Source organism: Methylobacterium sp. J-048 (assembly GCF_022829515.1).
In the GTDB taxonomy this organism is placed as follows: domain Bacteria; phylum Pseudomonadota; class Alphaproteobacteria; order Rhizobiales; family Beijerinckiaceae; genus Methylobacterium.
Window position 1 is genome coordinate 1 of record NZ_JAKSYL010000146.1, and the last position, 21,031, is coordinate 21,031.

18 protein-coding genes and 1 pseudogene are annotated in these 21,031 nt (G+C 70.0%); 4 read left to right on the forward strand and 15 right to left on the reverse strand.

What is annotated here, in order from left to right:
* The 9 genes from MKL09_RS13760 to MKL09_RS13800 form a co-directional block, all read right to left on the reverse strand.
* A partial coding sequence (locus MKL09_RS13760) for a hypothetical protein (protein WP_244020869.1) occupies window positions 1–229 on the reverse strand: 229 nt, incomplete at its 3' end.
* A 494-nt stretch (window positions 230–723) separates the two neighbouring features.
* Window positions 724–1,122: an oxalurate catabolism protein HpxZ gene (gene hpxZ / locus MKL09_RS13765; protein ID WP_243950927.1), complete on the reverse strand. Its 399-nt coding sequence runs from the start codon at window positions 1,120–1,122 to the stop codon at window positions 724–726.
* Window positions 1,123–2,304, reverse strand: coding sequence for an amidase (locus tag MKL09_RS13770; RefSeq protein ID WP_244020870.1), 1,182 nt, complete (start codon window positions 2,302–2,304; stop codon window positions 1,123–1,125). It abuts the gene before it with no gap.
* Window positions 2,301–3,917: an ABC transporter ATP-binding protein gene (locus tag MKL09_RS13775; protein ID WP_244020871.1), complete on the reverse strand. Its 1,617-nt coding sequence runs from the start codon at window positions 3,915–3,917 to the stop codon at window positions 2,301–2,303. The genes MKL09_RS13770 and MKL09_RS13775 overlap by 4 nt, the downstream gene beginning before the upstream one ends.
* Complete coding sequence (locus tag MKL09_RS13780) at window positions 3,914–4,741, reverse strand: ABC transporter permease (protein ID WP_243950934.1); 828 nt, start codon at window positions 4,739–4,741, stop codon at window positions 3,914–3,916. Before MKL09_RS13780 ends, MKL09_RS13775 begins: the two co-directional genes overlap by 4 nt.
* A gap of 2 nt (window positions 4,742–4,743) precedes the next feature.
* A complete protein-coding gene (locus tag MKL09_RS13785) occupies window positions 4,744–5,715 on the reverse strand; it encodes an ABC transporter permease (protein ID WP_244020872.1) in 972 nt (323 codons plus the stop codon).
* A gap of 4 nt (window positions 5,716–5,719) precedes the next feature.
* Window positions 5,720–7,339 (reverse strand): ABC transporter substrate-binding protein, encoded by a 1,620-nt coding sequence (locus MKL09_RS13790; protein ID WP_243950938.1) that lies wholly within the window; start codon window positions 7,337–7,339, stop codon window positions 5,720–5,722.
* 314 nt (window positions 7,340–7,653) lie between these two features.
* Window positions 7,654–9,237, reverse strand: coding sequence for a GMC family oxidoreductase (locus tag MKL09_RS13795; RefSeq protein WP_243950939.1), 1,584 nt, complete (start codon window positions 9,235–9,237; stop codon window positions 7,654–7,656).
* Window positions 9,234–10,793, reverse strand: a complete 1,560-nt coding sequence (locus tag MKL09_RS13800) for an ABC transporter substrate-binding protein (protein ID WP_244020875.1) — start codon at window positions 10,791–10,793, stop codon at window positions 9,234–9,236. The genes MKL09_RS13795 and MKL09_RS13800 overlap by 4 nt, the downstream gene beginning before the upstream one ends.
* Window positions 10,794–10,949: 156 nt before the next feature.
* Between MKL09_RS13800 and MKL09_RS13805 the strand changes: the two genes are divergently transcribed.
* The 4 genes and pseudogenes from MKL09_RS13805 (at window position 10,950) to MKL09_RS13820 (ending at window position 14,223) form a co-directional block, all read left to right on the forward strand.
* Window positions 10,950–11,849, forward strand: coding sequence for a fatty acid desaturase (locus MKL09_RS13805; RefSeq protein WP_243950944.1), 900 nt, complete (start codon window positions 10,950–10,952; stop codon window positions 11,847–11,849).
* On the forward strand, window positions 11,846–12,880 hold the full coding sequence (locus MKL09_RS13810) for an alpha/beta fold hydrolase (RefSeq protein ID WP_244020876.1): 1,035 nt from the start codon (window positions 11,846–11,848) through the stop codon (window positions 12,878–12,880). The genes MKL09_RS13805 and MKL09_RS13810 overlap by 4 nt, the downstream gene beginning before the upstream one ends.
* 132 nt (window positions 12,881–13,012) lie before the next feature.
* Window positions 13,013–13,606, forward strand: a pseudogene (locus tag MKL09_RS13815) (allophanate hydrolase); the annotation flags it as partial.
* A 254-nt stretch (window positions 13,607–13,860) separates the two neighbouring features.
* Entirely contained in the window at window positions 13,861–14,223 is a 363-nt protein-coding gene (locus tag MKL09_RS13820; RefSeq protein ID WP_244020877.1) for a transposase, read from the forward strand.
* Between the two features lie 51 nt (window positions 14,224–14,274).
* On the opposite strand, the gene MKL09_RS13825 is transcribed toward MKL09_RS13820, so the two are convergent.
* Genes MKL09_RS13825 through MKL09_RS13850 form a run of 6 tightly spaced genes read right to left on the reverse strand, consistent with a single transcriptional unit; the run spans window position 14,275 to window position 20,613 of the window.
* Window positions 14,275–15,237, reverse strand: a complete 963-nt coding sequence (locus tag MKL09_RS13825) for an acetamidase/formamidase family protein (RefSeq protein WP_244020878.1) — start codon at window positions 15,235–15,237, stop codon at window positions 14,275–14,277.
* A 20-nt stretch (window positions 15,238–15,257) separates the two neighbouring features.
* Entirely contained in the window at window positions 15,258–15,971 is a 714-nt protein-coding gene (gene urtE / locus MKL09_RS13830; protein ID WP_244020879.1) for an urea ABC transporter ATP-binding subunit UrtE, read from the reverse strand.
* A complete protein-coding gene (locus MKL09_RS13835) occupies window positions 15,968–16,678 on the reverse strand; it encodes an ATP-binding cassette domain-containing protein (RefSeq protein ID WP_244020880.1) in 711 nt (236 codons plus the stop codon). The genes urtE and MKL09_RS13835 overlap by 4 nt, the downstream gene beginning before the upstream one ends.
* Entirely contained in the window at window positions 16,675–17,775 is a 1,101-nt protein-coding gene (urtC, locus tag MKL09_RS13840; protein WP_244020882.1) for an urea ABC transporter permease subunit UrtC, read from the reverse strand. Before urtC ends, MKL09_RS13835 begins: the two co-directional genes overlap by 4 nt.
* Window positions 17,772–19,394 carry an urea ABC transporter permease subunit UrtB gene (urtB, locus tag MKL09_RS13845; protein WP_244020884.1) on the reverse strand — a complete coding sequence of 541 codons (1,623 nt, stop codon included), beginning with the start codon at window positions 19,392–19,394 and terminating at the stop codon, window positions 17,772–17,774. The genes urtC and urtB overlap by 4 nt, the downstream gene beginning before the upstream one ends.
* On the reverse strand, window positions 19,387–20,613 hold the full coding sequence (locus MKL09_RS13850) for a transporter substrate-binding protein (protein ID WP_243950963.1): 1,227 nt from the start codon (window positions 20,611–20,613) through the stop codon (window positions 19,387–19,389). Before MKL09_RS13850 ends, urtB begins: the two co-directional genes overlap by 8 nt.
* Between the last annotated feature and the right edge of the window lie 418 nt (window positions 20,614–21,031).

The window sequence follows — 21,031 nt, forward strand, 5'->3', positions numbered from 1 at the left end:
TGGGGAGACGCGGCCGCTCGCAGGTGGGCTGCGGGCCGTTCACCTCCCTGGCCATTGCGCGGGTCAGGTTGGATTTATGTGGCAAGGACAGCGGCTGCTCATCGCCGGGGACGTGTTCATGAACAACCTCGGCCTCGACGATCCGGTAGGCTTTGAGGACGAGGCGGAGGGGCGGGATAGCCAGCGCAAGCTGGCCTCTCGCGCACCACAGGCGGTCTGCTTCGGCCATGGCAGGGCTAGCACGAAGGATACGATCGCTCGGCTTTAACGCGCCTTGGCCCGACGCTGAGGCCGCAAGCCTCCCTTCAACGGAGGTCCCTAAACCACCCGTGCCGGTCGTTAATCCTTGCCCTACTGAGCGGCCAGCAAGGGGACGTTCCCAGCTTCTGCAAAGGGTCGTGAGCGGGCGCGTAGGCGATGTCCGCTTCCATCGATCACTGCCCGAAAGCAGAATGGCGGGAAGGCACCCAACCCAGCTATTCTGAAGTGCCCGCCAACGCGACTGAAGCTGGCCGGAAGCGGAATAGCCGCTTTGGAGCGGGACTGCCGCAAAAGCGGACGGCCTCCTGCCAAAACGCCTTAGCCGTTCAGCTCGTCGACGCAATCTTCCAGAGACGGACCCCTGTGTCCTGCTCACACGATCATCGACTGGCTGGCGGCAGAGACGAGCCGCGGAGGACCGAACCTAGATGTGTCCGGTCCTCCGCACCCGGCGATCCTGCATCACGTCCCGATCGGTAGGGTGGATACGTGGGCGGACACCACCTTCCATCCGAGACCGGGCAAGCGCATCCAGGTCTGGCTCTGACGCCCGATGCCGGGCTTGCCGCGCGGCTTGAACTCCAGATTGACGGTGGCGAAGTCGCTTCCGAGGGTCAGAATCTCCAGCCGGATCCGCGCCTCCTTGGTCCCGCCCGGCGGCGGATCGGCAGCGACGCGGGCGGCGTGGATCTCGGCGAAGCCGTAGCAATTCTCGGCCAGCGCGTAGCGGATCGTGTGCGGGCTGTCCCAGAAGGTCGCGTCGAGGACGGCGACATCCTTCTCGACGAGCGCCTGCTCGTAGCGCTCGAACAAAGCCGCGATCTCGGCCACGATCTCCGGGCGGTTCACCGTCACGTCCATTCAACCCTCCAGGGCGACCGCGGTGCGGATCAGGTCGAGGTCGGCCCCGCGCGCGCCGATGATCGACAGGCCGACCGGAGCGCCATCGACGCGGGCACCCGGGATATTGACCTGCGGGGCGCCGGTCAGGCCGCCGTGGCTCGTCAGGCAGGCGATACGCTCGCGCAGGGGATGCAGCGCGCCGAGCGGCAGCCCGCGCAGGGGCGCCGGAAACGGCGTGGTCGGGAGGCACAGGATCGTGCCGGGCGGCAGGAGTCGCGCGAGACGCGCCCTGGCCTCGATCCGCATCAGGCTCGCGGCGCTGCGTTCGGCATCGGTCATCATCGAGCCCTGGATCAGCGAGCGGGCGACCGAGAAGGCCATGCGTGGATTGCAGGCATCGAGCCAGGGCTCGAAGGTCAGCCAGGCCTCGCTGCTTTGAAGCACGCGCTGCGCCCGCTGCCAGACGGACAGGCCCTGCGGCGCCAGCGTCACGTCGCGGCGATTGCCGATCAGGGTGGCCAAGCGGTCGATCTGCGGGGCCAGCGCCTCCTGGACTGCCGCGTCGGCGAAGCCGAGCGCATCGGCGGCCACAAGGAGCGTGCGCGGCAGGCAGTCCGGCATCGCCTGACCGAACAGGACTTCGCCGACCCGCGCGAAGGTCACCGCGTCCCGGGTGAACCAGCCGCAGGTATCCGAACCAGGTGCCTGGACGCAGATCCCCGAGAAGTCGATGCGGCCGTGCGTCGGCCGGATGCCGTAGAGGCCGCAGAAGCTCGCCGGCACGCGCACGGAGCCGCCGGTATCGGTTCCCAGGGCGAAATCGCAGGCGCCCGAGGCCACCGCGGAGGCCGAGCCGCTGGACGAGCCGCCGGGTACCCGATCGGGCGCCGCGGGATTGAGCGGCGTGCCGTCATGGGCGTTCTCGCCGAGGATCCCTAGGGAGACCTCGTCGGTCACGGTCTTGCCGACGATGGAGGCGCCCGCATCGAGCAGCCTCTGAACCACGCCGGCATGGCGGGCCGGCGTCGGATAGACGCGCGGCCAGTCCGGGTTTCCGCCCCCCGTGGGGGTATCGGCGACATCGATCAGGTCCTTGACCGCGAAGGCAAGGCCGGCGAGCGGCCCCGTGGCGGATCCGGCGACGCGTACGCGCGGCCCAGGGAGGAACGGGTCCGTCGAGAGGAGCTGTTCGGCTGTCATGCGGGGATCGGTTCCTGCCATTGGGCACCGGGCACGGCGGCGAACAGAGCCCGGGTGTAGGGATGCTTCGGCGCGAAGAAGATCTCCGACGTCGGCGCGACCTCGACCACCTGACCGGACCGCATCACCGCGATCCGGTCGCAGACCTGCAGCGCGACCCGGAGATCGTGGGTCACGAACAGCATGCTAAGGTGCAGCCGCGCCTTGATGTCGGCGAGCAGCGCCAGGACCTGCGCCTGCACCGAGACGTCCAGGGCCGAGACCGGCTCGTCGGCCACCAGAATCTGGGGCTTCATGGCGAGCGCCCGGGCGATGCCGATCCGCTGGCGCTGGCCGCCGCTGAACTCGTGCGGGAAGCGCTGCGCCGCCGCGGGATCGAGGCCGACCAGCGCCAGCATCTCGCAGGCCTGGACCCGCGCGATCCCCGGTTCGGTGCCGTGGATGATCGGCCCCTCGGCGACGATGTCGACCACGCGCTGGCGCGGATCGAGGGAGCCGTAGGGATCCTGGAACACCATCTGCACGCGCCGGCGATGCGGACGCATCTGGCGGCGGCTCAGGTCGGCGACGCTGTGCCCGGCCAGCAGGATCTCGCCGCCATCGACCGGCATCAGCCGGGTGAGCGCCCGCGCCAGCGTGCTCTTGCCCGAGCCGCTCTCGCCGACGAGGCCCAGGGTCTCGCCCCGCCGCAGCGAAACGTCCACGCCGTCGAGGGCCCGGGTGACGCGGCCCCCGAACAGGCCGCGGGCCCCGTAGGTCTTCTCGACCCGCTTGGCCTCCACCACCAGGGGTGCTGTGCTGGCGGCCCGGCGCGGCGGCGGCACGAGCTTCGGCACGGCGGCGATGAGCGCGCGCGTGTAGGGATGCTTCGGCGCGCCGAGCACCGAGGCCGCCGGTCCCTGCTCGACCAGGACGCCCTTCTGCAAGACCGCGACCGTGTCGGCGATGTCGGCCACGACGCCGAAATCGTGCGTGATGAACAGGACGCTCGTGCCGTGCTCGCGCTGCAGGTCGTGGATCAGGGAGAGGATCTGCGCCTGCGTGGTGACGTCGAGCGCCGTGGTCGGCTCGTCGGCGATGAGCAGCCGCGGATTCAGCGCCAGCGCCATGGCGATCATCGCCCGCTGGCGCTGGCCGCCCGAGAGCTGATGCGGATAGGAGCGCAGGAGCTGGGCCTGGTCCGGCAGGTGGACGCTCTCAAGGAGCGCGAGGATGCGCGCCCGGCGGTCGGCGCGCCCGAGCGTGGTGTGGATGCGCAGGACCTCGTCGATCTGCCGCCCGATCGTGTGGAGCGGGTTCAGGGCCGTCATCGGCTCCTGGAAGATCATCGCGATGCGGGCACCCCGGACCTTGCGCATCTGACGCGGGGTGATCGCGGCGAGATCCGCGCCCTCGAACTGGATGCGCCCGCCCGAGACGCGCACGCGCGGCCCCGGGAGCAGCCCCAGAATGGCGCGCGCCACCATCGACTTGCCCGATCCGCTCTCGCCGATCAGGCAGGTGACCGCACCGGGCCGCAGGACGAGATTCAGATCGGTGACGGCATTCGGACGGTCCGCGCCGGGCGGCAGCGTGATCGTCAGCGTCTCGATCTCGAGGACGGCGTCGCTCATCGCTCTCGGAGCCTCGGATTCAGGACCTCGTTCAGGCCGTCCCCGACGAGGTTGATGGCGAGGACGGTCAGCAGGATCGCCAGTCCGGGGAAGGTGCAGATCCACCACGCCGATCGGAGGACCGCGCGGCCCGAGCTGATGATCAGGCCCCAGCTCATCACGTTGGGATCGCCGAGGCCCAGGAAGGCGAGCCCCGCCTCGATCAGGATCGCCGTGCCGATCAGGAGCGTGCCGACCGCGATGATCGCCGCGGTGCAGTTCGGCAGCATGTGGCGGAAGACGATGCGCGCGTCGCCTGCCCCCAGGCCGTCGCAGGCCAGTACGAACTCGCGGCCGCCGAGCGCCACGAACTCGCCCCGGACGAGCCGGGCGATGCCCGGCCAGGAGACGGCCACGATGGCGACGACTTCGCTGAACAGCGACGGCGACAGGATCGCCACGATCAGGATCGCGAGCACGAAGGCGGGGATCGTCTGGAAGAACTCCGTGAGCCGCATCAGCGCGACCTCGACGCCGCCCCGATAGTAGCCGGCGAGCCCCCCGATCAGGGTCCCGAGCAGGATCGCGGCCCCGGTGGCGCTGAGGCCGATGATCAGGGAGGTGCGGGCGCCGTACGCGATCTCGGCGGCCACGTCCCGGCCCAGCGTGTCGGTGCCGAGTGGGAACGGACCGCCCGGCGGCTGGAGGGCGGGGCCGACGAGCGCGAACGGATCGCCCGGATAGAGCAGCGGGGTGAGCGCCACGAGGACGACCAGCCCGAGGAGAACCACCGCCCCCGCGAGCGCGAGGCGGTTGCGCGCGAACCGCGCCAGGGCCGTGCGCATCGCTACAGCTCCATCCGCGGATCGAGGCAGACATAGACGAGGTCGATCGCGAGATTGATCACGACCACAAGGCAGGCCGAGACGAAGAAGATGCCGAGGAGCAGGTTCAGGTCGCGCGACTGGAGCGCGTTGAAGGCCAGCGTGCCGACCCCCGGCCAGCCGAACACCGTCTCGACCACGATTGAGCCGCCGATCAGGTTGCCGGCCTGCACGCCCGCCATGGTGACCACCGGCAGCAGTGCGTTGCGCAGGACGTGCCCGGTCATCACCCGGGCCTCGGTCTGGCCCTTGGCCCGGGCGGTGGTGACGTAGTCCATGCCGACCTGCTCCAGCACGGAGGCGCGCATCACCCGGGCGTAGACCGCGAGGTAGAACAGCGCGAGCGCGACCGCCGGCATGACGAGGTGGCGGCCGACATCCCAGACCTCGTCCCAGCCCTCGTTGTCGGCGCCGACCGTGTCGTAGCCGCTGGTCGGCAGCCAGCCGAGCCGGATGGCGAAGACCACGATCATCATCAGCCCGAGCCAGAAGCCCGGGGTCGCGTAGGCCACGAGGCTGACGAGGGAGATGATCGCGTCGCGCCAGGCATTGCGCCCGGTCGCCGCCACGAGGCCCAGCAGCGTGCCGATCAGCAACGCGGCTGCGAAGGCGGTCAGCATCAGCAGCCCGGTGGGCCCGAGCCGGTCGACGATCAGGCTCCCGACTGGGCTGTCGTTGCGGAACGAGTAGCCGAGATCGAGGTGGAGCATGTTCAGCAGGTAGACGCCGAACTGCGTGGCGAGCGGCTGGTCGAGGCCGAACTTGTGGCGCAGCTGCTCCATGTATTCGGGGCTCGCCGCCCCGCTCTCGCCCGCCAGCACGGAGGCCGCGTCGCCGGGGGCGAGGTGGATCAGGAAGAAGTTGAGCACGACGATGCCGAGCACCACCGGGATCGCCAGCAGCAGCCGGTAACCGAGGAAACGCGCGAGCCGCACGGGACTACTTGTCCATCCAGGCCCGCTCGAAGGCTTGCTGGGTTCCGAGGGGGCCGGTCGTGTGATCCTTGAGGCGCCGGTTGAAGACGCTGACGTATTGGACGTCGATGAGCCAGATCATCGGGCTGTCCTCCGCCAGGACTTGCTGGACCGTCTTGTAGAGCGCGGCGCGCTTCTCCGGGTCCGGCTCGCGCGCGCCCTCGCCGAGCATCCGATCGACCTCGGGGTTCGAATAGAAGGTGTCGTTGACGAAGGTCACGCCCTTGCGGATCTGGCTGGTGAGGAACTGCTTGTTCAGCCCGTAGACCGGGTCGACGCCCTGGCTGAGGAACGGCTCGTTTAGGTCGTAGTCGTAGTTGGTGTAGACACGCCGCAGCCAGGTGGCGGTGTCCTCCGAGCGGAGCGTCACGGCGATGCCGACGACGGCGAGGGCCTGCTTCAGGTACTCGGCCTGCCGCAGCCACTGCTCGCCGAAGGAATTCACCTCCAGGTGCAGGGCGAAGCGGGTCCCGTCCGCGCCGCGCGGGGCGCCGGCCTTGTCGAGCAGCGTGTTGGCGATGTCCAGCCGGTCCGGCACGTCGTACTGGCGCACGTCATCGGTGTAGAGGCCGGCGGTCTTGAACTTGCGGCTGAGCGGGCCGGTGGCGGGCAGGCCATAGCCGAACATCACGTCCTTGAGGATGACCTTGCGGTCGATGGCGTAGGCGATCGCCTGGCGCACTTCCTTTTTCTGGAGATGCGGGTGACGGCCGTTCAGCTCCAGGACGCTCTGGGCCGGCGTCATCTCGTAACCCTTGGTCGTCAGATCGAGGATCGGGTTGGTCTTCATCCGCGCGAGGTCGGCGTAGTTCACCGCGCTGTACCCGGCGAAATGCGCCTCCCCCGCCTCCATGGCGGCCGAGCGCGTGGCCGCGTCCGGGATGAACCGGGCGATGATCCGATTGAGATACGGCAGGCCGGGCTTCCAGTAGGTCTCGTTGCGGTCCAGGCGCACAGACTGGCCCCGCTCCCAGCTCGCGAACTTGAACGGACCGGTCCCAATCGGCTTGTTGGCGCTCGGGTTCTGGAGGACGTCCGTGCCCTCGAAGACCGAGCGGCACAGGATCGGCAGGTCCCGCCCGGAGAGCGCCTTCATAAGGTAGGGGGCCGGATTGGCGAGCCGCAGGATGGCGGTCATGGGGTCCGGCGTGTCGACGGCGACCAGCTCCGCGAGCATAACCGGTGCAATCGGATTGTATTTCTTCAGGATTTCCAGAAAAGAATACTGCACGTCGGCACTGGTGAACGGCTTACCGTTGTGGAAGGTCACGCCCTCCTGAAGCTTAAACGTGATGGTCTTGCCGTCGGGCGCGATCTCCCACGATTTCGCGAGGTTCGGCTGCGGGTTCTGGTCCCAATCGTAGGTGCACAACCCCTCGTAGACCTGCGTGGCGATCGGCGGGATGTTGCCCGCCGAAACTGCGTAATGGGCCAGGGTCGAGGGCTCGGGATGAACGATCATCACCATCGTGCCCCCGCGCTTCGGCTCGGCGGCGCGCGCGCCGCTCGCGGCCGCTGCGAGGCCGAGAGGAAGCGCTAGAACCGTGCGGCGGGAGAGATCAGTCGCGTCGAACGTGCGGGACAAGCCAGAGGACTCCTGAAGCGTCCAGCCCGTTCGCAACACGCGTGCCATATAGAGGCGATGGAGACGGATCCATTACCCCGCATGATTGAGGGTAATATTTCGCACAACCAACCGCTTGCGCCGAAAGATCAAGCACATCATCGTGCCGACTTCGCCCGATACGGGCATCATGAGTGCCAATTCCCCTGACCAGTGGGGGGCCCGGCACACCGCCATCACGACAGGGTCGCGGCGATCAGGCGGCACGCACCAGAATGCGAGACAGGCGCATGCCTAAGAACCGGGGATACGCCACCGCGACGCGTTCGACACGATCACGTCCGCTCCTCACGCATCCGCCGCGCAAGGTTCTCGCCGATCATCACGCAGGTGAAGTGCAGGTTGGCCCGGCAATCGCTCGGCATGATCGAGGCGTCGCAGACCCGCAGCCCATCGAGTCCTCGGACCTTGAGATCGGGATCGACGACCCCGGACGCGTCCTGCCAGCCGGTCATCCGGCACGTGCCGGCGGCGTGTTGGATGTCGCCGGCCTCGGCGAGCATCAGGGCATCGAGGTCCTCGTCCGGGAGGCGCGCGGCGTCGCCGATCGAAAGCGGCCTCTCGCCGAACCGGATCGCCGTGGCGAGATCGGCCAGGGCCGGATGCGCCGCGAGGCCCGCGAGGCGGCGCACCGCGTCGCGCATTCGAAGGCGATCGCGCGGGTCATCGAGCATGTTCTCGTCGATGACCGGGTTGGCCTCCGGATCGGCCGCGGTGAGGTGCAGAGTCCCGCGCGAGAACACGTCGTAGAGGCCGACGCCGATCGCGCCCTGCGGCGTCGGCTCCGGCCCGGTCAGGGTCCGATGATTGTAGGCGACGAAGATCATGTCGCGCTCCCCGCCGCCCGCGAGGCCGCTCGAATAGGTGACGCAGCAATTGGTGTGGCGCGCATCCGGACCGAGGGCCCGGTGTTGCGGCTTCAGATCGATGGTCGCCCGCAGGATCGGATGGTCCATGAAGTTGCGGCCGACCGCCTCGTGCGCCTGCCGGACGGGGATGCCGAGGGCGTGCAGCGGCTCGGCCGGGCCGATCCCGGAACGCATCAGGATGGCCGGGCTGTGGACGGCGCCGGCGCAGAGCACGATTTCGCGGCCCTGGATCTCGGTCCAGGGCTCCGCACCGAAGCGCACGCGCAGGCCGATGGCCCGTCGCCCCTCGAACAGAACACGGTCGACCAGGGCCTCGCCGCGGATCGCGAGATTCGGCCGGTCGCGCGCCGGTTCCAGGTAGCCGTCATTGGTGGTGACCCGGTGGCCGTCGCGGCTGTTGATCGGGTTGCACGAGACGCCCTCGCCCGTGGGCGCGTTGAGGTCCGCCTTCCAAGGGTGGCCGGCCGCGAGGGCGGCCGCGCGAAGCCCCAGATCCACCGCGCCCCAGGCCTCCGGCTTCGCGCGGTAGACAGGCAGCGGACCGCCGCGCCGGGCACCGCCCTCCGCGCCGAAATCGGCATCGTCCTCGATCCGGTCGAACAGGGGCAGCACATCCGCGGCCGACCAGCCGGTACAGCCCTGCGCCGCCCAGGCGTCGAAGGCCGCGGGCACGCCGCGGATCGCGATCTGCGCGTTGACCGTTGAACTGCCGCCGAGCGCGCGACCGCGCCAGTAGAAGTGGGGCTCCTGCACACGGGTCCGCCGGCTCATCAGCCCCGGCCACTGCCAGTCCGCCTGATGGGCCAGGTCATACATGAACGGGATGATGTTGGCCGAGCGCAGCGCCGGTGGCGCATCCGTGGAGCGCCAGTCGCGTCCGGCCTCCAGCAGGAGCACCCGGCGGCGCGGATCCTCCGAGAGGCGGGCCGCCAGAGCCGCCCCGGCGGAGCCGGCGCCGACCACGATGACATCGTACGGGGCTGCACTCATGGCTTCGCGACGTTCCAGAAGAGTGGGATGGCGGAGGGGATCAGACCGGTGAGCGCGGTCCGGTAGGCCGCGGGCTGCGCGAACTGGCCGAAGGGGGCGACCAGCCCCTCGCCGTACACGATGGTCTGGATCTCGCCCGCGATGGCGCGCCGTTTGTCCAGATCAGGCTCGCGGGCGAAGCGGTCGAACAGGGCGACCATGCGCGGGTCGCACATGAACCCGGAACTCGCCGCGTCCTTGCAGTTGAAGTTGATCGCGGAATTCGTCAGCGGCGAGCTCAGATCGAGGCCCAGCGCATGGATGCCGAAGAGGCTCCAGCCGACCTTCTTGGTGCGCCGGGCGAGCAGGGCTGCCCAATCCATGACCTGCAGGTCCACGGTGAAGCCGGCCTGCTTCAGCCGGTCGGCCAGGATGGTCGAGGACACGCGCGCCGCCTCGAGATCGTTGGCCACCATCACGGTCACCGGCTCGCCCTTGTAGGCGGTCGCCTTCAGGGCAGCCCGGGCCGCCGCCACCGAGGGGTCGTGCAGGAGGTCCGTCCCGACATGCGTCTCGTAGGGCGAGCCGCAGATGAAGAAGGCGTTGCAGGTCTGCGAGAAGCGCGGCTCGAGGCCGAACCCGTCCAGAACCTCGCGCTGATCGACGAGCCGCAGCAGGACGCGCCGGATCGCCGGGTCGTCGAAGGGCTTGGACGCCGTGTTGATGCGATAGTGGCCCGTGAACCTGTGCGGGCCGGTGAAGTTCATCACCGCCAAGCTCGTGTTGGCCTCGATCTGACCGATCAGGTCGAAGGGCGCGTACTGCATGTAGTCGATCTCGCCCGCGCCGAGGGCGCCCGTCGCCGTCGCCCCATCGGGGATGACGCGGATGTCGAGGGCGTCGACCTTCACGACCTTGCCGCCGGCCAGGAAGTCGGCCGGCTCGGGACGCGGCCGGTAATCGGGGTTCCGGCGCAGCAGCATGTGGTCGCCGGGGATGTGCGCGGCGCGGTCGTAGATGAACGGACCGGATCCCACGACCACCGTGAGCTGCGTCGTGGGGGGCGTCGCGGCGAGCCGGGCCGGCATGATGAAGGGCGTGGGGCTCGACGTCGTGCCGAGCGTGTCGAGGACGAGACCGTAGGGCTCCCGCAGCGTCAGCACGACAGTCCGGTCGTCCACGGCCTCGAGGCCGGCGGTCACGTCCATGAGCCGGCCACCCAGCGCGCTGCGGGCCGCCCAGCGCTTCAGCGAGGCGACGCAGTCGGCGGCCCGGACCGGCGCGCCGTCGTGGAAGCGCAGCCCGTCGCGCAGGGTGAAGCGCCAGGTCAGCCGATCATCCGATACCGACCACGTGTCGACCATCTGCGGCCGGAACACGCCCGTCGCGTCCGGCGCGAACAGCGTGTCGTAGACCATGTAGCCGAAGGTCCGCGTGATGTAGGCCGTGGTGAAGTAGGGGTCGAGGGTGACGATCTCGGCCTCCAGCACCGCCTTCACCGTCGTTTCCGCGCGGCCGGAGATCGGCGCAAGCAGCGCCGCGGCCGCGAGCAGGCCGGAAAACCAGAATCGTCTCATTGTCGCATTCACCCTTTGCCCGGCCCCGCTAGGCAAACGGGATACCAAGCAGGACGCCAAGCCGATCGCACGCGCCTGGGGCCTGATCCGAGACACCGGCATGGATGCTGCAAAGCCCATGCATCTCCAAGGCGCTCAAACGGTCCAGGGAAACGCATGGCCTCCGCAGGCGGACGTGTCCTCACAGGTGCCGAAGTGAAGGCGCTGTCGCAGCGTTCGGACGGGCGCGGTGCCGTCCGCCTCCTCACGCATCTGCTGATGCTGGCCGGGGCCGGCTGGCTGGTCTGGCGGTCGGGCCCCTGGACGCTGCTGCCCGCCATGCTGCTGCTGGGGATCGCGCAATCGGCCCTGTTCGCGCCCATCCACGAAACCGTCCACCTGACCGCGTTCCGCTCGCGCAGGGCCAATGCGGTCGTCGGCTGGCTGGCGGCCTGCCCGTCGCTGCTGAACTGGCACTTCTACACGGCCTTCCATCTCGCCCACCATCGCCACACCCAGGATCCCGAGCGGGATCCGGAACTCGCGCTGATGCCGCCCTCCACCCTGGACGCCTATGTCTGGCGCGTGCTGGCGCTACCCTACTGGCGAACCCGCCTGCAGGTGGCCTCAGCCGGCCTGCGCGGCGATCTCTCTGCCTACCCGTTCATCACCGATCGCGCCGCGCCCCGCATCATCCGCTCGATCCGGTCGATGTGTGCAGTCCTGCTCGCCGGGGCAGCCCTTGCCGTGGTTCTGGTCGGCTGGTGGGCGCCCCTGATCTTCTGGATCGGGCCGCAGCTCCTCGGGCAACCGTTCCTTCGGCTCTACCTCCTCACCGAGCACACGCTCTGCACGATGGACGACAACGGCCTGACCAACACGCGCACGACCTTGACCAACGGCCTCATGCGGCTCCTCATGTGGAACATGCCCTTCCACACCGAGCACCATCTCTACCCGTCGATCCCGTTCCACCGGCTCCCGGACGCCCATACCGCGATGCGTGCGCGTCTCGGCGTGCTGCAGCGGGGCTACGCCCGCTGGCATGTCGGCTTCGTGCGGACGCTGCGCCCGTGAGCGGCTGGGCGACGACCACCGGAATCTTCGAACTCGGCGACCTGACGCTTCAGTCGGGGGCGGTGCTGCCGGGCGCGCAGCTGCGCTGGAAGACGCACGGCACCCTGTCGCCCGGGCGCGACAATGTCGTGCTCTACCCGACCAGCTACGGGGCCCAGCATTCGGACCTCGAATGGCTGATCGGCCCCGATGGGGTGCTGGATCCCAGTCGCTGGTTCATCGTCATCCCCGACATGTTCGGCAACGGCCTGTCGTCGAGCCCATCGAACACACCGGTCTGGCCCGGCCTCGTCACCGCCTGGGACAACGTCCACGCGCAGCGCCGTCTGCTCGCCGAGGTGTGGGGGATCGAGCGCCTGCACGCCGTGTACGGCTGGTCCATGGGGGCGCAGCAGGCCTATCACTGGGCAGCCCTGTTCCCCAATCACGTGGAACGCGCTGTGATCAATTGTGGCAGCGCCCGCACCGCCACCCACAACCGCGTGTTCCTGAAGGGTCTCATGGCAGTGCTGGAGGCGGCGCCGGAGCATTGCGGCGCGGGCCGCTTCTCGGCCGAGCCGGCCGCCGCCCTCCGGGCCTTCGGGCGCATCTATGCGGGCTGGGCGCTCAGCCAGGACTTCTACCGGGCGGACCTCCACCGCACCGCGCTCGGCGCCCCGGACCTCGACAGCTTCCTGCGCACCGACTGGGAGGAGCGCTTCGCCCGCCGCCCCGCGGCCGATCTCTACGCGCAGCTCTGCACCTGGGAGGCGGGCGACATCAGCCGCGATCCGCGCACCGGCGGCGACCTCATCCGGGCGCTCAACGCGATCACGGCCCGGCTGCTGCTGATGCCGGGCGAGACGGACCTCTACTTCCGCGTCGCCGACAACACCGCCGAACTGCCGCACCTGCGCGATGCCGTCCTGCAGCCGATCCCGAGCATCTGGGGCCATCGCGCCGGCAACCCATCGACCAACCCAGCCGACGCCGCCTTTCTTCGCCACACCGTGCGGGCCTTCCTCGACACGGCCGAAGCGGGCGCGCCCTGACCGGCCCCGTCTCCGTCATCCTCGCGCGTCGAGCAGCGCAGGATCACGGGCACCGGTTGCGACCGGCATCCATGCCCGGACGCGCCGGGCGGTGACCAGGCCGGCATCCGAATGCCAGCCGCGTCAGACCGCGTCCCGGTTGAGCCGGACCACAAGCTGATCGGCGAATTTCGCTGCTGCGACCCGATCGGCCCGAACAGCGAGCTCGGCACCTACACCAACTTCGTCAACCTGCTCGACCGGTGCGCCCTCGCGGTCCCGGGGCGGCCTCCCCCCGCGTCGACGGCTTCCCCTCCGGGCTGACCCTGCTCGCACCGCGCAGGTCCGACGAGCTCCTCGCTGCCCTGGGCGCACCTGTCGGGTCTGCCGCTGAACCGCGAACTCGCCTCGCACGGCGCCCGGTAACTGCGGACGGCGGCCACCCGACCGGAGTACCGTTTCTACGCCCTGCCCGGCGGACCGCCGCATCGTCCCTCCCTCCTCCGGGTGGCGGCCGACGAAGGGGGTGCGATCGAGACGGAGGTCTGGGCCCTGCCGCCAGCCGCCAGCCGCCTTCGGGGCCTTCGGTGCCGCGATCCCGCCCCCCACGGGATCAGCACCCTGCGGCTCGCCGACGGGACCGCGCCGAAGGGCTTTTTGGTGGAGGCGGCGGGCGTCACCGGGGCCGCCGACATCACGCGGTTCGGGGGCTGGTGCGGCTACGTGGCCAGCCGTGCCGCGGCATAGTCAGTTTGGCGATGCCAAAAATCCACTTTGATTCGGTCGCAGCGCTGATTCACACCCCCGCAACAAGCGCTCGCAAATCCAGGCGCACGGAGACCGCAGAACCGAGCGCCTGTTATGCGAATTGGCGGCCGCCAGCTCGGATCGCGGGCAGTGCAGCACGAAAGTGTCGCGGTTGGCCCGTCGCGGCCGGTCCGCTTCTTGCTCACCCATCGGCCGAAAAGTGCCCCCGAGGCCGCCGAACCGGGAGACCCTGCATGCGTCGATCCCTGCATACGGACGAGGAGATCGCCTTCCTGCTGGACGAGGCCGCGCGGGGTATACCGATCGCCGCGATCTGCGCGAGCGCCCATGTCTCGCTCGGCACCTTCTATCGCTGGCGGCGACGGCTCGGCGGACTGAAGCCCGCCGGTGTGGCCCAGCTCGATCGCGTCGAGCGGGAGAATGCCGGTCTCCGTGCGGAGGTTCAGCGGCTCCGGGCTGCCCTGCTCGTACAACCCGTACGGGCAGAGCGTACGCGGCCGATCCAGACCGGGCATGCAGGCGTGCATCCTGCACCGCGCCATCGCGGCGCCGACGCCTGTGTCGGCCGGTTCGCCTTCGGACGAAGCGCGAACTGAGGCACCGAGTTCGACGCGGTGCGACCGCATATCAACCGGGTGTCCCATACCTCAGACCGATTTGGCCGACGCCGATGCGAGGGCCGATTTCGGCAAGAGCATGTGCACGCCCTTGTTGCCGTCCACGGTCTGGGTGATGCGCAGGTTCCCGGCGAGCGAGCACAGCATGTAGGCCTGGTTGCGGGTGAGGCCGGTGCGCGCGCAGACGAGGCGCACCATCTCGCGCACGGCCTGGCGCATCGCCTCGTCGAGGCTCTCGTGCAGGCCGATCGACATCAGGTCGGTGGGGGTCTCGGCGAAGGGCCACGCGCCCGGGATGTCCTTGCGCACGGTGAGCCGAAAGGTGCCGGTCAGCCCGGTCTCCAGGGCGGTGATGCAGACCTCGCCGTCGCCCTGCACGCCGTGGCCGTCGCCCGCGTAGAAGCCGCCGCCGGGGTTGAACACCGGCAGGTAGAGGGTCGTGCCGACGCGCATCTCCTTGTTGTCCATGTTGCCGCCGAAGGCCCGGGGCACCGGCGTACCGACGCGGCCCCAGGTGGCGGGTGGGGCGGTGCCCAGGATGCCGAAGAACGGATCGAGGGGCAGCTCCGTGCCCCAGGGCAGGCGGCAGACGCCCCGGGTGGTGTCGATGTCGGCGTGGATCGTCTCGTACTCGGTGAACTCGTCCGGCAGGGTGCCGAGCAGCGGCAGGATCGCCACGAAGCCCCAGTCGAGGCGGAACTTCAGGTCGAGGATATCGATCTGCAGCATGTCGCCGGGCTCGGCGCCCTCCACGTGGACCGGGCCGGTGACGAAATGCGGGCCGGGACCGCGCTCCAGGGTGTCGAGGGCGTGGAGCAGGCCGGCCGGCACCCGGGCGGGGTCGGGGTGGAGCGACTCGCGGCCGCCCGCCGGGTGCGAGTGCAGGGTGACGGTATCGCCAGACGCGACGGTCAGGACCGGCGGCAGAGCGGCATCGAAATAGCCGAGCACCATCGTCTCGGGCGTGGCGGGGATCTCATGGTGGCTCGGCACGGCGGCTCCTTTTGCGGATGTCAGACGGCGATGTGACGGGTCAGGGCTTCGTGGCTCAGTGCCCCGGGATCGCCGCGCTCGACGACGCTGCCGCGGGACAGCACCACCACGGAATCGGCGATCCGGAGAGCGAAATCGAGATACTGCTCCACGAGCAGCACGGTGATCCGCCCCTTCAGCCCGGCGATCACCGCCTCGATCGCGGCGACGATCGAAGGCTGGATGCCCTCGGTCGGCTCGTCGAGCAGGATGGCACGGGGCCGGGTGGCGAGCGCCCGGGCGATGGCGAGCTGCTGCTGCTGGCCGCCCGAGAGGTTGCCCCCCGGCCGGTGCCAAAGGCCCCGGAGCGCGGGGAACAGGGCGACGGCCTCGTCGACCGCCTCGGTCCGCTCCAGCCCGTGCGCCCGGGCCGCGACACGCAGATTCTCGGCGACCGTCAGATCCGAAAAGATCTCGCGGCCCTGCGGCACGTAGGCGAGCCCGGAGCGGGCGCGCCGGTCGGAGGACAGGCGTGTCAGCTCGGTCCCGTCGAGGGCGATCCGGCCGCGGCTTTCCGGGATCAGGCCGGTGAGGCAGCGCAGCAGCGTCGTCTTGCCGGCGCCGTTGCGGCCGAGCACGGCGAGGCAGGCCCCCGGCTCGACCGCGAGGGCGATCCCGCGCAGCACCTGCGCGCTGCCGTAATGCTGGTCGAGCCCCTCGACGGCGAGCCGTGCGGGCGGAGATGGGTTCATCATCGGCCGAGGAACACCTCGATCACGCGGGGCTCGGCCCGGGCGCCCGCCATGCTGCCCTCGTAGAGCGTGCGGCCCTCGTGCAGCACCGTCACCCGGTCGGCGATGGCCTCGACGAAGCCCATGTCGTGCTCGATCACCAGGATCGCCCGGTCGGGCCGGCGCAGGCTCCGGATCAGCGCGGCGGTCTCGGCGGTCTCGGCGTCGGAGAGCCCGGCCACGGGCTCATCGAGGAGGAGCAGCGCCGGCTCGGCGGCCAGCACCATGCCGATCTCCAGCCACTGCTTCTCGCCGTGGGCGAGGCGGCCGGCCGGCACCTCCGCCCGGGGGCCGAGGCCGATCTCGCCGAGCACGGAGGCGATGCGGTCGGGGCGGTCCCGCGCCGGTAGGGGCGGCCCGCAGCCGATCTCTAGGTTTTCCCGCACGGTGAGCGCCGGGAAGACGCTGGGCTTCTGGAACTTGCGCCGCACGCCGGCCCGGGCGATCTCGACCTCGGAGCGCTTGGTGAGGTCAATCCGGTCGCCGAGCATCACCCGGCCGGAGACTGGCTTGGTGATCCCTGAGATAACATCGAGCAGCGTGGTCTTGCCGGCACCGTTCGGGCCGATCACCGCCCGCACCTCGCCGGGATCGACCGCGAGCGAGACGGCATCCAGCGCCGTGAAGCGTCCGAAGGCGACGGTGAGGGCATCGACCACGAGGGCGGTCATCGGGCGCCCCTCAGCCAGGTCGGGCGCGGGCGCCAGCCCACGAGGTCGAGGAGCCCGTTCGGCAGGACCAGCACCACGAGCAGCACCAGCCCGGACAGGATGAACGGCCACGCCTCCGGCATCGCGGCGCTGAGCCAGAACTTCAGGCCGTTGACCAGGATCGCGCCGATCACCGCCCCGCCGAGGCGCCCGAGCCCCCCGATCGCCACCCAGACGGCGATCTCGATGGAGAGATCGGGCGCCAGCACCCGCGGGTTGATGATGCCGACCTGCGGCACGTAGAGGATGCCGGCGAGCGCCGCGATCATCGCCGAGAGGCACCAAATCCCGAGCTTCAGCCGGGTGGTGCTGTAGCCGAGCGTGCGCAGGCGGGTCTCGTCGTCGCGGCAGGCGAGCATCCGCCGCCCGATCGCGGTGCCGACGAGGAGCCGCGTGCCGGCAAGAATTGCCGCCAGCGTCAGGAGGGCGGCGACGGCAAGGCCTGTGACCACGCCGGGGGAGCCCATCGGCCAGCCGAACAGCAGCGGGAAGCCGGTCATGCCGTTGTTGCCGCCGAGCCCGGTGTCGTTGCGGTACATCAGCAGCATCGCGACGTAGACAAGCGCTTGGCTGATGATCGAAAAGTAGACGCCGTTCACCCGCGAGCGGAACGAGGCGAGCCCGAACACGAAGGCGACGAGGCCGGCGAGCGCCAGCGCGAGGACGAGGGCGTACGGCGCGTGGTCGAGGCCGACCCAGTAGGCCGGCAGGCTCTTCCAGCCCATGAATTGCACGAAGTCCGGCAGCACGCCGGTGACGGCGACGCCGTGGGCCAGCAGGTGCATGGCGCAGACATAGCCGCCGATCGCGAAGAACAGCCCGTGTCCCAGGCTGAGGATGCCGAGATAGCCCCAGACCAGATCAAGGGACACGGCGAGGATGGCGAAGGCGGCGAGCTGGCCGAGCGCATTGACGAGATACGGCGCTGGCGGCGCCACGAGGAGGCCCGCCGCGGCGGCGAGGCAGAGCCCGACGAGCCCAGCGACCAGGGGATCGCGCACGGCACGGCGGGCCGGTCCGGCGGGGGCGGCCAGGGCGGTCTGCACGGCGCCGCTCATCGCCGCCGCCGCACCGCGAACAGCCCCTCGGGCCGGCGCTGCAGGAACAGGATGATGCCGACCAGCACGATCACCTTGGCTGCGACGGCCCCCGAGATCGGCTCGATCAGCACGTTGGCGCCGCCGACCCCGAGGGCCGCCACCAAGGTCCCGATGAGGCTGCCGACGCCGCCCAGCACCACCACCATGAAGCTGTCGACGATGAAGCCCGAGCCCATGCCGGGATTGACGCTGTAGATCGGGCACAGCGCCACCCCGGCGAGCCCGGCCAGGCCCGAGCCCAGCCCGAAGGCGAGGCGGTCGATCCGGCGGGTCGGCAGGCCGAGGCAGGCCGCCATGTCGCGGTTCTGGGTGACGGCACGGATGTCGAGCCCGAGCGGGGTGCGGCGCAGGATCAGGAGCGTCAGCACGAGGGTCGCCGCCGCGAAGGCGATGGCGAACAGGCGGTTCCAGGTCATCACGAAGTCGGCGTAGAGGGGAACGCCGCCGCTGACATAGGCCGGCATGACGAATTGCAGGTTCTGGGTGCCGACCGTCACGCGCACGAGGTTCACCAGAAACAGGCTCACCGCCCAGGTGGCCAGCAGGCTCATCAGCGGCCGCCGGTAGAGGTGGCGCAGGATCAGCGCCTCGACCCCTATGCCCACCAGGGCGACCGCCCCGAAGGCGACCGGGATGGCAGCGAGCAGGTACAGGTCGAGCAGGCCGGGGGCGAGGCGGCGGAAGGCCTCCTGCACGCCGTAGGTGGCGTAGGCGCCGAGCATGATGAATTCGCCCTGGGCGAGGTTGATCACGCCCATCAACCCGAAGATGATCGCGAGCCCGGCCGCCGCCATGAACAGGATGCTGGCGAAGCTCAGGCCGTTATAGACGACCGCGAGCCCGTCCCCGATCGCCACCGCCCGGGAGACTGTGGCGAGCCCGGTATCCAGCGCCGTCCGGAAGGCCGGGTCGGCGGCGTAGGCGGGATCATTCTTGAGGGCCGCGAGCCGCGCCTGCGCGGCCCCCGATGGACTGACCGCCACGGCCGCGATGGCCGCCCGGCGCCGGGCCGGATCGGGCGACGACAGGGCGGCCGCCTGGGCGAGGCCGGTGATCGTCGCTTTCAGCCCGGCATCCGTCTCCGCGTCCCGCGCCCGGTCGAGCACAGCCGCCGGGACGGTGGCGATGCGGCGCTCCACCACCGCCAGCCCGGCGGCGCGGGCGGCCGGATCCGGGCCGGTCAGCAGGGCGACGGTGCCGCGCGCGGTCTCGACGGCGGCGCGCTGGCGCAGGCCGAGGATCGGCGCGCGCGCCGCCGCGGCCGGCCGCACCGCGCCGGTGAACGCGTCATGACCCTCGGGTGCGTCGGGGCGGTCCAGCAGGAGGGCGCCGTCCGCCGGGCAGGACAGGCGGCGCTCGGCCAGCGCGCCGAGGAGCCCACCCGCGAAGGCGAGGTCGTCGGCCGGCAGATCCCCGCCGGCCTGCACGAGCCCCTCGGCCCCGCGGACCTGCGCGGCGCCGTCCCCGCACAGATCCGCCGCGAAGCGCGCCCGGTCGAGGGGCGCGGCGGCGGCCGGGACCGTCAGCAGCGCCAGACAGCAGAGGAGGGCCAGGAGCGCGCGGAGCGGATCAGCCATAGGGGCTGAACGGGACCGGCGTAGGCGCATTCGGGGATTGCCAGAGCACGTCGAAGCCGCGCTTCTCGTTGACCGAGCCGATGAACACGCCGCGGGAGACGTAAGTGTTCTCCCCCGTCATGGTCAGCGTGTAGCCGGACGGGTCGTCGAAGCTCAGGCCCGCGAAGGCCTTGCGCACCTCCGGCACCGCGAAGGAGCCGGCCTTGGCGGCGGCGAGCGCCCAGAGGTTGACGCTGTCATAGGCCGAGACCATCGGGTCGATCACCGTGTCGGCGCTGAACGGGACGTTCTTGGCCTTCACGTAGGCGGCCCAGTCGGCAAGAAACTTCTGATTCCGCTCACCCTTGGCGGCCTGGAGATAGGCCCAGCAGTTCAGGTGGCCGACGAGCTTGGCCGTATCGAGCCCTTCGAGATCGGCCTCCACCATGTCGAGCCCGAGGATCGGCACGTCGGTGGCGCTGATGCCCTGGTTGGCGAACTCGCGCAGGAAGTCGGGGATCGAGGAGCCCACGACGGTGAGCACCACGATCGCCTGGCCGCCCGGCTGGCTGGCGAAGCTCCGGACCTGATTCACCAGCGTCTGGAAGTTCGAGAAGCCGAACGGCACGTATTCCTCGCGCCATGCGGTCTCGGGGATGCCCTTGCTCTTCCAGTATCCCTTGAGCTGCTTGTTGATCGTGCGCGGCCAGACGTAGTCCGAGCCGATCATGAAGAACCGCTTCGCCCCAACCCCGTCGGGACCCATCAGGTAATCGACCGCCGGCAGCACGGAACTCGCGGGCGGCGAGTTTACGTAGACGACGTTCTTGGAGTTCTCGTCGCCCTCGAAGTGCAGCGGGTAGAACAGCAGCCCGTCATTCTGCTCGACCACCGGCAGCACCGACTTGCGCGACACGGAGGTCCAGCAGCCGAACAGGGCCGCGACCTTCTCCTGTTGCAGCATCTGGCGGCCGACCTGGGCGTAGAGCGGCCAGTCGGAGGCGGGATCGGAGGTCATGACCTCGATCTGGCGGCCGTTGACGCCGCCGCGCCCGTTGATTTCGTCGGCGGCCATGCGGACCACATAGTTCAGCCGGCCCTCGAGATTGGCCATCGTGCCCGACGACGAGAACAGGCAGCCGAGCTTGACGGTGTCGGCTGCGAAGGCCGGGCGGATGATGGCCGGGGCCGCGAGCAGCGCCGCCGTGCCGACGAAGCTTCGCCGCGTGAGATGCGTCATCGACCTCGAAGCCCCTGTGAACGACGGGTCGATTGTCGGCTGCCGCCCGAAAGACGGGAAGGTCAAAGAGACTGCAGGTCGGCGACGCGCTTGCGCATATTGGCGGCATCTGCGCGCCCGCGGGGCGGCTCTAAGCCCAGAATGTCAAAATTGACGTTCCGGATACGCGTCCGTCCGCCGGATCCCGTGCGAGCGACTGTCTTCCGACGAGGAAGACGATGACGCAGTGGCGGGGCCATGTTGCCGGATGCCGCTCAACCGGACGTCTCGCGCCGGGTGGCATGCTTCTTGTGAGCATTCCAGAAGCGCAGCGTCGCCCCCGGCGGCCGCTCCAGGTTGGCGTGCCGTCGAGACCATGAGGTGCCGGATGGCCGGATCTCATCGACCGACCTGACACGGCCCCAAGCCACACATCTTC